Below are 14,396 nucleotides of genomic sequence, written 5' to 3'. Positions count from 1 at the left end.
CGCGTTGAACACGATATCGCTGGTGTACGACATCGAGCAGGACGCGCTGCCGTTCCGCATAGCGAGTGCCGTCAACGACATCGTGCTGCTGCGGGCCGACCAGATCAGGGCTGGCGATTCCATCCCGCTGGGGGAGGCGCAGGTCCTGCTGGACGGGATGTCGCGCCTCATGCTGGTCGCCGCGTGTAGTGCGATCCGACCGCGCCCGTCGAATCCGGGGAAAAGGCCCACGCTGGCAACGGACTTCGTCGCCAACGACCTGCGGCTGGGGCATACGATCCGCGGAAGTTTCGTACTGCCCATTTTCGTGCATCTCGACGAAGCCGACGACGGTGACCACAACGTGCCGTCGGCGATGAACGGTAAGGCTCCTTTCAACGCGGAGAAGACCGGTCCGGCGAACCGGCCGGTGGCCTTCTCCCGCGTCGTGGTGGAAACGCTGGCGAGCGGGCTGGCCGCGACCCGCGAACTTCTCGATCCGCAGGGAACCATGTCGCTGGACGATGCGGTGGAACGCGGAGCCAGCGCGGAGATGGTCGAATCCGTCGGTGCCATGGGGCGGCAGAAGGGCGTGCGGTCTCTCGACCTGTCGTTCGTCTTCTCGGAATCACTGCCCCGCAGCCCCGGGACTCCCGACCGGGTGGAGCTTCCCCGGCCGGGCCGCGAGCAGGTCGAGAGGGTCGTCCGTTCGCTACGGCAGCGCCCCACCGAATCGCACATCGATATCGTCGGCCACGTCACCCGGCTCGAGCGGGCCGAGGACGACGATGGCGGGGTCGTCCTCATCGACGGGAACGTCGGTCGAGTGCGGCGCCGGGTGCGCCTGGAGCTGTCCGGAGATGCCTATCGGCTCGCCATCCGCGCCCACGAGCAGCGCAGGCCCGTGGTGGCCACCGGCGAACTCACCCTCCTCGGACGTTCCTGGCACCTCACCGGCGACCCGCAGATCCACTTCTCCAGCTAGGACCGCGGTGGTGGAGGCCGGCGGCGCGGTCCATCGGGCTCGTCGTTCGCGGAGCGTGGCATGGCTGACCATCGCGACCAGAAGGGCGAGAAGGAGGGCGGACGACCCAGCGGTGCCGAGGGCGAGCCCGCCCTTGGCGACGGGTTTGGTCAGAAAGTCTCCGACGGTGGCGCCGAGGGGACGGGTCAGGACGAAAGCCAGCCAGAACAGCGCCACGTTCGACACCGCCGGCACGGCGCGCAGCGCGAGGAGCAGCGCGAGCAGGCCGGTGATGAGCAGGGCGCTCGCGGCGTAGCCGAGGCCCGAGCTGTCCGACAGAAAGTCGCCCATCGAGGTGCCCAGCGTGTTCGACACCAGGATCGCCGCCCAGAACAGGCATTCGCCGCGGAACGTGTCGATGCGGCGGATCGAGAAGGTCAGGCCGGTGAGCTTCCAGACGGCGAAGACAGCCAGCAGCAGGGCGACAAGCATCGCCGCGCCGGCGGGATATCCGAGACCAAGGCCCTGCGGACCCCATCCCAGCGACCGAGCACTCCTGTCGAGATATCTCGCGCTGGAGTCGCGGTTCATGAAGTCGGACATCGTCGTGCCGGCCATGCTGGTGGACAGAATGACCGTCCAGTAGCGGAACGGGTGATAGCGACGGGAAATCAGCTGGGCGGCCAAGGTCATCACGAACAGCGCAAAAAGGGCGGCGGTCGTAAGAAAGTACCCGAGTCCCAGCGTCTGCGCGAAGAGATCGCCGGCGGTCTCGCCGAGTGTCGTCGCGGCGACCTTCATGACCCAGAACGCGGCGGTGACATGCGGAAGCCTCCCGTCTCCCGAACTCGTCCGGATTTCGGAGCGCAGGCGGCCCGCGGCTACCGTAACCGTCATATGAACCATTCTCCTGTGAATGTGACGCGGGAGGGCGGATGTGTGCCGGGCTGTCCGTTCCGTGTCGTTGCCGCACCGTGATCAGATGTCGGGGTGACCTTAGGAGAAGGCAAATGTGGAAACGATGTGAAGGCGAATTCTTCGTAGTGGTCTCGATGTGCGTGCGGGCCGTCTCCGTGCGGCGGGAATCACCGGTGCGCGCCGCGCCGCGCCGCGCGGCGGGGGGCGTGGGGCCTGACGCCGCTGGCCGCGCTGACCCTGTTCCCCCGGCACGCTGTGGCGGCGCCGGTCGAGGCGGTCGGAGGTCGGCGCCTGACCGCGCGATCGGGGCGCGCACGGCCGCCGGTGAACCGGTGTCGGGAATCGGACACCTGTCGACGCGCCGTTGCGGCGCAACCCGGCCCGGTGGCGGCACGTCCTCCTGTCGAGGGGCGGTGCGCCGTCCGACCCAACTGGTCCTGCCGGAGGCGTCGTGGACTCGTACGCAGGCGCGGTCGGGCAGGTGCCCGACCAGGACGAGGCGCCCGGCGCGGCGGTGAGCCTGCCGGGACGGCCGCTGCGTCCGACCGACCCACCCGCGCTCGGCGAGTACGAGCTGCTGGCCAGGCTCGGCGAGGGCGGGATGGGCACCGTCTACCTCGGCCGGGCGCCAGGTGCGTCCGGTGCGCCCGACGCGGCGGGCCGGCTGGTCGCGGTGAAGGTGGTCCGGCCGGAGCTCGCCGACGATCCGGAGTACCGGGCCCGGTTCCGGCGGGAGGCGCAGATCGCCCGCCGGGTCGCCCGGTTCTGCACGGCCGAGGTGCTGGCCGTCGCCGAGACGCCGGACGGCGCGCCCTACCTGGTCACCGAGTTCATCGCCGGGCAGACCCTGGCCGACGCGGTGGCCGGGAACGGCCCGCTCGCCTCCGCGGACGTCGAGCGGGTCGCGGTGAGCGTCGCGGCGGCGCTGACCGCGATCCACGGCGCCGGCCTGGTCCATCGTGATCTCAAGCCGTCGAACGTGCTGCTCTCGCCGCTCGGCCCGCGCGTCATCGACTTCGGCATCGCCTGGGCGTCGGACAGCTCCACCATCACCCGGGGCAGGTCGGTGGGCACACCGGCGTTCATGGCGCCGGAGCAGGCCAGGGAGGCGCCCGTCTCGTCGGCGACGGACGTGTTCGCCTGGGGCGGCCTCATCGTCTTCGCCAGCACCGGCCGCCCGCCGTTCGGCACCGGATCGGTGCCGTCGCTGCTGTACCGCATTGCCACCACGGACGTCGTGCTGGACGGTCTGGATCCCGCACTCGCCGCGATCGTCCGTGACGCGATGCGCCGCGATCCGGCCGAGCGGCCGACGGCGGAGGAGATCCTCAACCGGATGATCCGCCTCGGCGTGCGGGTCGACGCGACACCCATCGCACCCATCGCACCCATCGCCAACGTCGAGTCCGTCGCGACCGGGGCACGGTCGGCACCGGCGGCAGGCGCCGAGGACGCGCCTGCCGCCACGAAGGCTCGGGACGAGGTCCGCGCGGAGCTCGCGGCCGCTCCGACGGAGCTCGCGGCCGCTCCGACGGAGCTCGCGGCTGCTCCGACGGGGCGGGCGCGCGGGCGGCGCGGGACGTTGCTGGTCGCGATCACCGCGTTGAGCGTCCTGCTCGCGGGTGGTGCCGTCGCGTTCGCGGTGCGCGGCGCGCTCGGCGATCGGGCCACCGGCACCGGTGGCCCGCAGACCCTCACCGTCCCGGTCGGTCTGATCGGCCTGCGCGTCGACGACGCCGAGGCACGGCTGCGGACTGCCGGTTTCGCGCACGTCGGGCGGGTGACGAAGCCGGACGGCACGGCGCCGGCGGGCACGGTTGTCGACGTCAATCCGGCGAGCGGCAGCGACATCGCCCGTTCGACGAAGGTCGTGCTGACGGTGTCGGCCGGGCGCGGGGACATCGTCGGGCAGGGCGAGGTCGGGCCGACCGCGGGGGCGTCCGGTGGCACCACCACGACGGCCTCGGGCTCGGCGTCGGGTTCAGGGCCGGGATCGGGGTCGACGGCGTCCGTGGTGCCGGACGTCGTCGGCCAGCCATCCCAGCAGGCGTTGCGGATCCTGGCCGGCGCCGGCTTCACCCAGGTGACGGTTACCCGCGCTGTTGACGACCGCGCCGCCGAGGACACGGTGCTGAGCTCGGATCCGGCCGCCGGGACGAAGGCCGATCCGAGCGCCCTGGTCCGGCTCACCGTGTCCAGCGGAGCCGGGCACACCACCGTCGCCGACGTGGTGGGCCGCGGCGAGGCGGACGCCCGGTCGGCGCTGACGTCCGCCGGGCTGGAGGTGGTCGTGCGCGTCCAGCGAGGCCCGTCGACCGTCGGCCCGGGCCTGGTGGAGAAGGTCGATCCGGCCGCGGGCACGCAGGTCGCCTTCCGGACGACGGTGACCATCACCGTGGTCAGCGCCCAGGTCAGCGTGCCCGACGTGGTGGGCCAGGCCCGCGCGGACGCGGAGAACACGCTGCGCGGCTACGGCCTCGACGTCGTCGTGCAGCGGCAGACCAGCGAGCGGCCGGCGGGCACCGTCCTCGCGCAGTCGCCGGCGGCGGGCACGGTTCGCCGCGGCACCACCGTGACGATCACGGTCGCGATGGCACCGACGAGCGGCAGCAGTGAACCGCCGCCGGTGTCACCGCCGCCACCCTCGTCCGCGGGCGCGGCCTGACCCTCGGGTCGGCCTGACCCTCGGGTCGGCCTCGCTGCCCGGCACGGACCGATGCCGCCGGGGTTTCCGGCTGGCGGCGTCGGTCCAGGTGTGCATGGACGGTGATCAGTCCCCGTACGGGCGCAGCGTCGGGCGGGGCGGCTGCAGCAGCCGGTGCACGGTGAGGCGGTTGGACGTCGCGACGATGCCGGGCGGCGGCTGCGTGTCGCTGTAGTTCCCGATGTAGGCGATGAACGTCGTGTTGCCGAACGGCAGGTTCACCCTGGCGGTGCAGGTGGTGCCGTCGCCACAGGACGTCACCAGCGCGCCGGTCCGCCGGTTGAAGATCTCGATGAAGTAGGGCGTGGGCCCGACGTTGACCGAGGACGTGGCGGTGATCCTCGCCGTGGGCGAGGTGAAGTCGCGCGGCGCGACGCTGAGCGACAGGTGGTACTCCGGCGACCAGGTGACGGAGACGGTCGGCGATGTCCCGACCGCGCCATGGGGTGGGATCGCCGTGCTGAGCCGGGCGACGTAGGCGACGTAGGTGTGCGTCGTCGGCGTCGGCTGCGTGACGGAGGCCGTGCAGACAGTTCCGGAGCCGCAGCGGGTCACGTAGGTGTGGGCGCTGGTGTCGACGATGCTGATCCAGTAGGGGGTCGGGCCGACGTCCACGTGGGACCGGGCGGTCAGGGTGGAGTCCTGCGTCGACCTTGGCGATCCCGGGTCGGCGGACAGCGTGACTCGGTAGTCGAGGTCCGGTTCGACGCGCGCCCGGGACTTCGCGGTGACAAGGGACGCCGGCGGGGGGGCCAGGGTCGTCGTCGACGATGACGGCGGCGGCGGAGGCACCGCCTTGACCGTCGATGGGGACGCCTGGGCCGCGTACACGCAGGAGAAGAACGCGCCGAGAACGACGCCGACTGCAAGGAACAGCCGTGCGGCGGTTCGAGTGATATTCATGGCTGGATGATGAATCCCGCGCGGGCGTTCCCCGGTCCGCTTTCCGATGCGCCCAGCCTTACGCGTATTCCGTTAACTGTTCCCGATCCGAGCCATGGCAGCGAAAGCGGATGATGCCTCGCCTGTCGGCCGGGAGAAAACCAGGAAAAAATGGCGCACATCGCGCGCGCCCGGCTCACGTCGATGATCTTGTCGGACGTTGCGTGTGGCACCTGTCCTGTCGCGGACACCTCGCCCGAGGCGCCGCGTGGGTGGAAGCCCACGCGGCGCCGTGGAGTCGAGGCCGTCGAGGTGGTCGAGGTGGTCGAGGTGGTCGGATCAGTCGGGGAGGCGGTCGAGGATCCAGGTGCCGATCTCCTCGGTGAGGGCGCTGTGCGGGGTCCCGCTGGACGAGGTGAGGAAGTCGTCGAGCGCGCTCTCGTCCGGAGACAGCTGGTTGATGTTGACGTAGAGGTCGTCGTTGGTCTCGATGCCGCGGACGGCGACGGCGCTGACCGACGGCACGAAACAGATCGAGCGGTGGGAGACGTCGACGTTCTCGCCGGCCTCCTTCAGGGTGTCGGCGAGAATGCCGAACGACTCGAGGGTGCCGCCGGGGGCGCCGTCGAGGTCGGGGAAGTCGTTGGTGCGGACGGTGACGTTCCCGAGCAGGCCCTTGATCTCGGCGACGATGCGGTCACGGCCGCCGGCCTGGGTGAACAGCTGGGTTCCGGTCAGGAACGGGCCGTTGCTGCGCAGCGCCTCGACACCGGGCGGGACGCCGTTGCGGCGGCCGTCCCCAACGCCGTTGGCGACGCCGAGCAGGCGCGGGATCCGCGGCCAGTCATCGATCTGGCGCAGCTGGTCGAGGAACTCGGTGCGCAGCGGGTCCTCGGCGGGCGTGGCCGTCGGAGTCTCGATGTGGCGCCACAGCAGCTGGCGGGCGGCCGGGCTGTTGATGAGCTGGGACAGGGCGGCGTTCACCGGGGCGAGGTGGTGGGCGATCGCCTGCAGCGCGATCGGGATCGACGCGCCCCGGTGCGGGCTGTCGACGGAGAGGTACACCCCGACCTGGTGATCCATCCGCTGCATTTCCATCCGGGCCAGCGCGTAGCGGGTGACGATGCCACCCATGCTGAAGCCGCCGACCGCCAGCCGGTTGCCGCCGAGGCGCTCCGCGACGGCCCGGTGGATCGCGGCCGTCGCCGTCCTCGCGTTGTCCAGGATGGACGCGGAACGCTCGTCGAACCCGATCAGGACCAGGTCGCGGCCCCGCTCGCGCAGCCGGGTGGCGAACCGGTGCGGCTCGCCGTCGACGTGCTCCCAGGAGGCGTCGAAGTTCGTCGGACCGAGGTTGAAGCCGTCCGCGAGCAGCACCGGGCGGACCAGGCCCCGGTTGCCCTGGCCGTAGTAGACCCGTGCCGTGCCGCCCGGAAGCGACCATTCGCCGTCCGCTGGCGGTGCCTGCCGCGCCGGCTCCTCGCCGGCCGCGGTGACCAGCCCGATCGGCTTGATCGCCCGCCGGATGCGCTCGAGATCCTGGTTCGCCATCCCGTGTCCTCTCTCCGCTCGCGAATGATTACGGAGCGAAGTATCTCGGCTGCGGACCGTGCTGTCCGGGCGACGACTCGCGGGGCCGCGTGTCGTCCCACCTCAAGATCGACACCTGTCGAGTCGGGATCGAAATATGATGCTCGTCACCCTCTCGCGTCGGCTGTGTCGGTCGCTCATCGGCTGGTGACCGGATGTCCCGGTGGCGTGGGCGGTGGTGTCGGCGGGGCGGGTTGCCTGGCGCGGCTCCCGCCCGCGGTCCCGCGGGACGGTGCGGCCTCGCCGCTGTGGCAACCGTTCGAGGTCGACGGGTGACCACGACGTCAGCATGGTCCGCAGGCGCACGACTACCGCCCGGCCTGGCGCCGTGCTTCCCGGCACGCCCCGAGGCCCTGCCGGTCGATCGTTCGCCGCGTCGTCCGCGCCGTGGCACGACAGGTGGTGATGGCCGAACCGCGGGATGCGCGCGCCTGTTCGCCCCGTCGTCGGAGGCAGACTGTCGGTGGCGGTTGATAGGACGTTTCCGACGAAGTCCCCCTGAAGGGAACCGGATGACGATCAACGAGCATCTCAGGGAGCTGGCCGGGCGGCCGGTGGTCGAGTTCCAGCACGGGCGTGCGGGGAAGCCGGGCGGCGAGGTGGCCTGGCGCATCGCGGCCTCGTTCGACGGGCCCGTGTTCGAGGAGGTCCTGCGGGCGTTTCTCGACGAGGTCGCCACGGCCGGGGTGACCCATCTGGTCGTCGGCTACTGGGGCGCCTCTTACGACACGCACGGCGCCGTCGACCCGGTGGGGCTGCTGGTGGAGGCGGCCGGCCGGCTGCCCGGGCTTCGCGCGCTGTTCCTCGGCGACATCGTGATGGAGGAGGCGGAGATCTCCTGGATCGAACACGCGGACGTCAGCCGCCTGTTCGACGCGTTCCCCCACCTGGAGCACCTGGAGGTGCGCGGCAGCAACGGCCTGCGGCTGCGCCCGGTGCGCAGCCGCGTCCTGCGGACGCTGCGGTTCGAGTCCGGTGGCCTGCCCGCGGCGGTGGTGCGGGCGGTGGGCGACAGCGATCTCCCCGCGCTGGAGCACCTCGATCTGTGGCTGGGCACCGACGAGTACGGCGGCGACACGACGGAGGCCGACCTGGCCGGCATCCTGGGCGGCGAGCGGCTGCCCGCGCTGCGGCACCTCGGGCTGGAGGACGCCGAGATCGCCGACGCGGTCGCCGGGGCGCTCGCGGGGGCGCCGATCGTCGCCCGGCTGGAGTCACTCAGCCTGGCCATGGGAGCGCTCACCGACGACGGCGCTGCGGCCCTGCTGTCCGGTCAGCCGCTCGCCCACCTCCGGCGACTCGACCTGCACCACCACTACCTGACCGACGCCGGGATGAACAGGCTGCGCATCGCCCTGCCCGGCGTCAGCGTCAACCTCGACGAACAGGAGAGCCCGGACGACGAGTACCGCTACGTCGCGGTCTCGGAATAGCAGCGTGATGGTCACCGTGATCGGGTCGCCCGGAGACCGGCGCGTCGCGATGTTCGCCGCCGCGTGCCGTGCGGGCGGCCTGGACGAGCCACATGTCGTCCCGTGGGCGCGCGTGCTGGGCGCCACCGGCCCTGGCGGCGGTGGCCCTGGCGGCGGTGGCAGCGGCGGCGGGCTGGGGATCGTGCCCGGCGCGCCGCTGCGGATCGACTCGCCGGGCGACGACGCCGAGGTCGACGCGCTGCTGCGGGGGCCCGGCGATCCGGCGCGGGTCGGTGGCGGCGCGCGGTGGTACGCCACCTTCACCGCGGCGCTTGCGCGCATCGCCGCCGCGGGCGCGGCCGTCGGCGCGCGGCCGCTCGGTGACGTGGACGAGATCGCCGTGCTGTGCGACAAACGGCGCTGCCACGCCCGGCTGCACGCGGCGGGCGTCCCCGTCCCCGAGGCGCTGGGGCCCGTCGGTGACTATGCCGAGCTGCGCGCGCGGATGGCGGCGGCGGGCCTGCACCAGGTGTTCGTCAAGCCGGCGCACGGATCGTCCGCCGCCGGCGTCGTCGCGCTGCGGGCGGCGCCCGGCGGGCGGGTCAGGGCCGTCACCTCCGCTGCGCCGGCGGGCGAGGGCGCCGGGTACGTCAACGCGCTGCGGGTGCGGGCCTACGACGCGGAGCCCGAGGTGGCCGCCCTGATCGACGCGCTGGCGCCGGACGGGCTGCACGTCGAGCGGTGGCGGCCCAAGGCGGCCCTGGACGGCCGCGTCCTCGACCTGCGGGTGGTGGTGATCGCCGGCGAGCCGACCCACGTGGTCGTCCGGACCAGCGGCACCCCGATGACGAACCTGCACCTCGGGGGTGCCCGCGGCTCGGTGCCCGCGGTGCGCGAGGCGCTCGGCCCGGTCGGGTGGCACCGGGCGCTGGAGACGTGCGCGCGGGCGGCGGCCTGCTTCCCGGGCAGCCTGATGGTCGGCGTCGACCTGCTCGTCGAGCTCGGCTGGCGCCGCGTCGCGGTCGGTGAGGTCAATGCCTTCGGTGATCTGCTGCCTGGGATCACCGGGCTGACCGGCACCTGGGCGGAGGGGCTCGACGCCTACGCCGCCCAGGTCCGCGCCATGCTCGCGGCGCACCTGGCTGGAGCCGCCTCGTGAGTCGGGACATGAACGAGGTCGTCGGCAGTCACGACCTGCTGCTGATCACCCTGGACACGCTGCGCTACGACGTCGCGGCCGAACTCGCGGCCGCCGGGCAGACGCCGACGCTGTGCGGCCTGCTGCCCGGCGGCCGCTGGGAGCGCCGCCACACCCCGGGCAGCTTCACCTACGCGGCGCACACCGCGATGCTCGCCGGCTTCCTGCCGACGCCGGCCAACCCCGGCCCGCATCCGCGCCTGTTCGCCGGCAGCTTCCCCGGTAGCGCGACCACCGCCCCCGGCACCTGGACGTTCGACGCCGCCGACCTCCCGTCCGGGCTCGCGGCCAGCGGCTATCACACGGTCTGCGTCGGTGGTGTCGGCTTCTTCAACCGGCTCACGCCGATCGGCTCCGCGCTGCCGGGCCTGTTCGCCGAGAGTCACTGGGAGACCCGGTTCGGCGTCACCGACCCCGGCTCGCTGGACCACCAGATCGACCGGATCGCCGAGGTGCTGGACCGGCAGCCACCCGACCAGCGGCTCTTCCTGCTGCTCAACGTCGCCGCGCTGCACCAGCCCAACTGGTTCTACCTGGACGGCGCCACCCGCGAGCACGGCGACACCCGCGCGTCCCACGCCGCCGCGCTGCGCCACGTCGATCGGGCGCTCGGCCGGCTGTTCGCGCTGATGCGCCGTCCGTCTTTCGTGATCGTCTGCTCGGACCACGGCACCGCCTACGGCGAGGACGGCCACACCGGCCATCGCCTCGGCCACGAGGTCGTCTGGACCGTCCCGTACGGCGAGTTCGTGCTGTCATGATCGACGATGGCGGCACGTACCCGCGGGGCGACAGTCCCTACCAGCAGTACGTCTACGCGTACCCGCACAAGACGGCCTACCGCCCGCTCACACCCGCGCCCCGCCTGCACGACGTGTGGGCCGGCGAGGACCGGTCCGCGCTCGCCCTCTACCTGCACATCCCGTTCTGCGAGATGCGCTGCGGCTTCTGCAACCTGTTCACCCGCACGGGCGCGCCCGCCGGCCTCACCGGCGCCTACCTGGACGCGCTGGAACGCCAGGCCACGCGCGTCGCCGACGCGCTGGGGGAGGCCACCTTCGCCACGGCGGCCTTCGGCGGCGGCACGCCGACCTACCTGACCGCGGGCGAGCTGGACCGCCTCTGCGACATCGGCGCCCGCTTCGCCGCATCGGGCACCATCCCGCTCGGCGTGGAGACCTCACCGGCCACCGCGACCATCGACCGCCTCGCCGTCCTGCGCGAACGCGGCACCACCCGCGTCTCGATCGGCGTCCAGAGCTTCCTGGACGACGAGGCCCGCGCGGCCGGCCGTCCGCAGAAACGGGCCGACGTCGACGCGGCGCTCGGCCGCATCCGCGCCCTCGGCTTTCCCACGCTCAACATCGACCTCATCTACGGCATCGGCGGCCAGACGGCGGCCAGCTGGCGGCGGTCGCTGGCGGCGGCGCTGGCCTGGCGGCCCGAGGAGCTGTATCTGTACCCGCTGTACGTCCGCCCGCTGACCGGCCTGAGCCGGCGCGACCTCGACTGGGACGACCAGCGCCTCCAGCTGTACCGCCAGGGCCGCGACCACCTGCTGGCCGAGGGATACGAGCAGGTCTCGATGCGCATGTTCCGCCTGCCGACCGACGGCTTCGACTCGGACGCAGGCACCGGCGGGACGCGGTACTGCTGCCAGACCGACGCGATGGTGGGCCTCGGCTGTGGCGCCCGCTCGTACACCTCGGCGCTGCACTACTCGTTCGAGTACGCGGTCGGCGCCCGTCAGGTACGCGCGATCATCGACGACTACGTGCGCGCGACCGACGTCGACCGTCCCCGGGTCGGCTTCGCCCTCGACGATGACGAACGCCGCCGGCGCCACCTCGTCCAGTCCCTGCTGCAGGCCGACGGCCTCGACCGGGCCGCCTACCGCGCCCGCTTCGGCACCGCCGCCGACGCCGCCCTCGACACCAGCGCCGAGCTCACGGGCCTCGCCGCGCGCGGCTGGCTGGCGGAGCACGGCCCGAGCACCCTGCGACTGTCCGCGGAGGGCCTGGCCCGTTCCGACGCCGTCGGACCGGCCCTCTTCTCACCCCGCGTCCGCGCCCTCATGACCGACCACGTCCCCCGCTGATGGAACCGCTGACAATCCTCTACCGTGGGCCGCTGGCCAGCTGCGACCACGACTGTGGGTACTGCCCGTTCGCGAAGCGGCGGGACACGCCCGAGCAGCTGCGGGCGGACCGGGCGGCGCTGGAACGCTTCACCGGCTGGGTGGGCGAGCAGCCCCACGGCGTGTCGGTGCTGTTCACCCCGTGGGGGGAGGGCCTCGTCCGGTCGTGGTACCGCCGCGCGCTGGTGGAGCTCAGCCACCTGCCGCACGTCGGGCGGGTCGCGATCCAGACCAACCTCAGCCACCGCGTCGACTGGACGGCCGACGCCGACGTGCGCCGACTCGCGCTGTGGGCGACCTACCACCCGGGCCAGGAGCCCTACGAACGGTTCCTCGACAGGTGCCGTGACCTGGGTGAACGTGGCGTGCGCTTCAGCGTCGGCATCGTGGGGCAGCCCGAGCACCTGGCCGCAGCTCGCCGCCTGCGCGCCGACCTGCCGGGTGAGGTGTACCTGTGGGTGAACGCCGCCGACGGCCTCACCTACACCGCCGCCGAGGCCGCCCACTGGACGGCGATCGACCCGCTCTTCCCCGTCAGCCGCACCCCGCATCCCAGCCGCGGGCTGCCCTGCCACACCGGCGACACCGTCGTCTCCGTGGACGGCGACGGCACGGTCCGCCGCTGCCACTTCGTCCCGACCGTCCTCGGCAACCTCTACGACGGCTCGTTCCGCGCCGCCCTGCGTCCCCGCCCGCCCTGCCCGCTGGCGGTCTGCGACTGCCACATCGGCTACGTCCACCTGGAACCGCTGAACCTCTACCGCACCTTCGCCGACGGCATCCTGGAACGCATTCCGGCGGCAAGGAGAACCGCCGCGGATCGTGCCCGCCGGGCGGTCGCCGCCGCGACCGAGGACGCCGGGTGAGGACGCTGCAGGCGTATCGGTTCGCGCTCGACCCGAACAATGCCCAGGCCGTGAAGCTGTCCCGTCACGCCGGGGCGGCCCGGTTCGCCTACAACTGGGGTGTGGCCCGGGTGAAGGCCGCGCTCGCTCAGCGCGACGCCGAGATGTCGTACGGCCAGGGCGGCGATCAGCTCACGCCGGTGCCGTGGACGCTGCCCGCGCTGCGGCTGGCGTGGAACACGGCCAAGCATGATGTCGCGCCGTGGTGGGGCGAGTGTTCGAAGGAGGCGTATTCGGCCGGGCTGGACCGTCTCGCCCGCGCGTTGAAGAACTTCTCCGACTCGAGGAAGGGTGCCCGTGGGGGCCGTCGGGTCGGCTTCCCCCGGTTCAAAAAGCGCGGGAAGGCGCGGGAGTCGTTCCGGTACACCACCGGTGCCTACGGCCCGGCCGGTGACCTGCACGTCCAGCTGCCCCGGATCGGTCGGGTGAAGGTCCACGAGCCGATGGGCGCGCTCACCTCACGGCTCGCCGGCGGCCGGGCGCGGCTGCTGGGCGCGGCCGTGTCCCGGACCGCCGGCCGCTGGTTCGTGTCGTTCACCGTGCAGGTCGACCGCGACGTTCCCGAGAGCCCGTCGGCCCGGCAGTGTGCCGGCGGTACGGTCGGCGTCGACGCGGGCGTGAAGCACCTTGCCGTGCTCTCGACCGGCGAGCAGGTCGCCAACCCGAAGCCGCTGGCCCGCTCGCTGCGCACGCTGCGCCGCGCGTCGCGGGCCTACTCCCGGTCGGAACCGGGCAGCGCCGGGCGTCGGCAGCGCGCGGCCCGGCTCGCGCGCATCCACGCCCGGATCGCGAACCAGCGGCGCGACGGGCTACACAAGCTCACCACCCGGGTGGCGAAGAACCACAGCATGATCGTGGTGGAGGATCTGCACGTAGCCGGGATGGTCCGTAACCGGCGGCTCGCCCGCGCCATCTCGGACGTCGGGATGGCCGAGATCCGCCGCCAGCTCGCCTACAAAACCGGCTGGTACGGCTCGACGCTCGTCGTCGCCGACCGCTGGTATCCATCGTCGAAGACGTGTTCCGGCTGCGGCTGGCGAAACCCAAGCCTCACCCTGTCGGACCGCACCTTCACCTGCCAGTCCTGCGGACTGGCAGTCGACCGCGACCACAACGCCGCGGTCAACCTGTCCAACCTCGTCGCCGCCAGTACATCGGAGACGGTAAACGCCCGTGGAGCCGACCGTAAGACCGCGTCCGCGCGGCGGGTGGCTGGGAAGCGGGAACCCGGCACGGCCACGGCCGGTCAGACCGGGACCGCCGCCCCGCAAGAGGCGGCTGCGAGACAGAGGCTTACTCATGCTTCATGACTCGCAACGGTCACCGCGGCGTCAGGCCGGCGTGGTGCCGCCGGCCGCCGATTGCTGGACGACCTCGAACTCGAGCAGTGAGGAGCCTGACGCCACCGGACGCGCGCGCTCGCCGGAGTGCGCCTCCATGGCCGGCCCGGTCAGCCATGCCTGGAACGACTCCTCGCTGTCCCAGTGGGTGACGACGAAGTACCGGTCGTCTCCCTTCACCGGCCGTAGCAGCTCGAACGACAGGAAGCCGGGCTGGCCGTCCACCGCGTGCAGCCGGTTCGCGAACCGCTTCTCCAGCTCCGGACCGGCACCCTCGGGAACCTCGATCGCATTGATCTTCACAACAGTCACGAATACAGCCTAGGACCAGTCGGGCGGTGGCGAACCGCTTCCGCGCCGACTGCAC

At 72.5% G+C, this 14,396-nt stretch carries 11 protein-coding genes; 7 read left to right on the top strand and 4 right to left on the bottom strand.

What is annotated here, in order from left to right; genetic code table 11:
* Window positions 1-691: 691 nt before the first annotated feature.
* A complete protein-coding gene (locus AC6EXY_RS04680; protein WP_243407402.1) occupies window positions 692-1,840 on the bottom strand; it encodes a COG4705 family protein in 1,149 nt (382 codons plus the stop codon).
* Between the two features lie 472 nt (window positions 1,841-2,312).
* Between AC6EXY_RS04680 and AC6EXY_RS04675 the strand changes: the two genes are divergently transcribed.
* A complete protein-coding gene (locus AC6EXY_RS04675) occupies window positions 2,313-4,526 on the top strand; it encodes a Stk1 family PASTA domain-containing Ser/Thr kinase (protein WP_499816738.1) in 2,214 nt (737 codons plus the stop codon).
* Window positions 4,527-4,631: 105 nt separating this feature from the next.
* Here the strand turns inward: AC6EXY_RS04675 and AC6EXY_RS04670 are convergent, their stop codons facing one another.
* Window positions 4,632-5,468 (bottom strand): hypothetical protein, encoded by an 837-nt coding sequence (locus AC6EXY_RS04670; protein ID WP_101831337.1) that lies wholly within the window; start codon window positions 5,466-5,468, stop codon window positions 4,632-4,634.
* A 318-nt stretch (window positions 5,469-5,786) separates the two neighbouring features.
* Window positions 5,787-6,998 (bottom strand): esterase/lipase family protein, encoded by a 1,212-nt coding sequence (locus AC6EXY_RS04665; protein ID WP_101831336.1) that lies wholly within the window; start codon window positions 6,996-6,998, stop codon window positions 5,787-5,789.
* A gap of 551 nt (window positions 6,999-7,549) precedes the next feature.
* Between AC6EXY_RS04665 and AC6EXY_RS04660 the strand changes: the two genes are divergently transcribed.
* Genes AC6EXY_RS04660 through tnpB form a run of 6 tightly spaced genes read left to right on the top strand, consistent with a single transcriptional unit; the run spans window position 7,550 to window position 13,999 of the window.
* Window positions 7,550-8,470: an STM4015 family protein gene (locus tag AC6EXY_RS04660; RefSeq protein WP_101831335.1), complete on the top strand. Its 921-nt coding sequence runs from the start codon at window positions 7,550-7,552 to the stop codon at window positions 8,468-8,470.
* Between the two features lie 7 nt (window positions 8,471-8,477).
* Entirely contained in the window at window positions 8,478-9,608 is a 1,131-nt protein-coding gene (locus AC6EXY_RS04655; protein ID WP_243407401.1) for an STM4014 family protein, read from the top strand.
* Entirely contained in the window at window positions 9,605-10,408 is an 804-nt protein-coding gene (locus AC6EXY_RS04650; protein ID WP_243407400.1) for an STM4013/SEN3800 family hydrolase, read from the top strand. Before AC6EXY_RS04655 ends, AC6EXY_RS04650 begins: the two co-directional genes overlap by 4 nt.
* Window positions 10,405-11,745 (top strand): STM4012 family radical SAM protein, encoded by a 1,341-nt coding sequence (locus AC6EXY_RS04645; protein ID WP_101831332.1) that lies wholly within the window; start codon window positions 10,405-10,407, stop codon window positions 11,743-11,745. Before AC6EXY_RS04650 ends, AC6EXY_RS04645 begins: the two co-directional genes overlap by 4 nt.
* Window positions 11,745-12,650 carry an STM4011 family radical SAM protein gene (locus tag AC6EXY_RS04640; protein ID WP_499816739.1) on the top strand — a complete coding sequence of 302 codons (906 nt, stop codon included), beginning with the start codon at window positions 11,745-11,747 and terminating at the stop codon, window positions 12,648-12,650. Before AC6EXY_RS04645 ends, AC6EXY_RS04640 begins: the two co-directional genes overlap by 1 nt.
* Window positions 12,647-13,999 carry an IS607 family element RNA-guided endonuclease TnpB gene (tnpB, locus tag AC6EXY_RS04635; RefSeq protein ID WP_499816741.1) on the top strand — a complete coding sequence of 451 codons (1,353 nt, stop codon included), beginning with the start codon at window positions 12,647-12,649 and terminating at the stop codon, window positions 13,997-13,999. Before AC6EXY_RS04640 ends, tnpB begins: the two co-directional genes overlap by 4 nt.
* Window positions 14,000-14,020: 21 nt before the next feature.
* Here tnpB and AC6EXY_RS04630 read toward each other — a convergent pair whose 3' ends face one another.
* Window positions 14,021-14,341: an antibiotic biosynthesis monooxygenase family protein gene (locus AC6EXY_RS04630; protein WP_165818582.1), complete on the bottom strand. Its 321-nt coding sequence runs from the start codon at window positions 14,339-14,341 to the stop codon at window positions 14,021-14,023.
* Window positions 14,342-14,396: the final 55 nt, after the last annotated feature.

The sequence above is a fragment of the Frankia sp. RB5 genome, from assembly GCF_059816245.1.
Note: the sequence above shows the minus strand (reverse complement) of the source record. Positions and strands in the feature narration are given on the sequence as shown.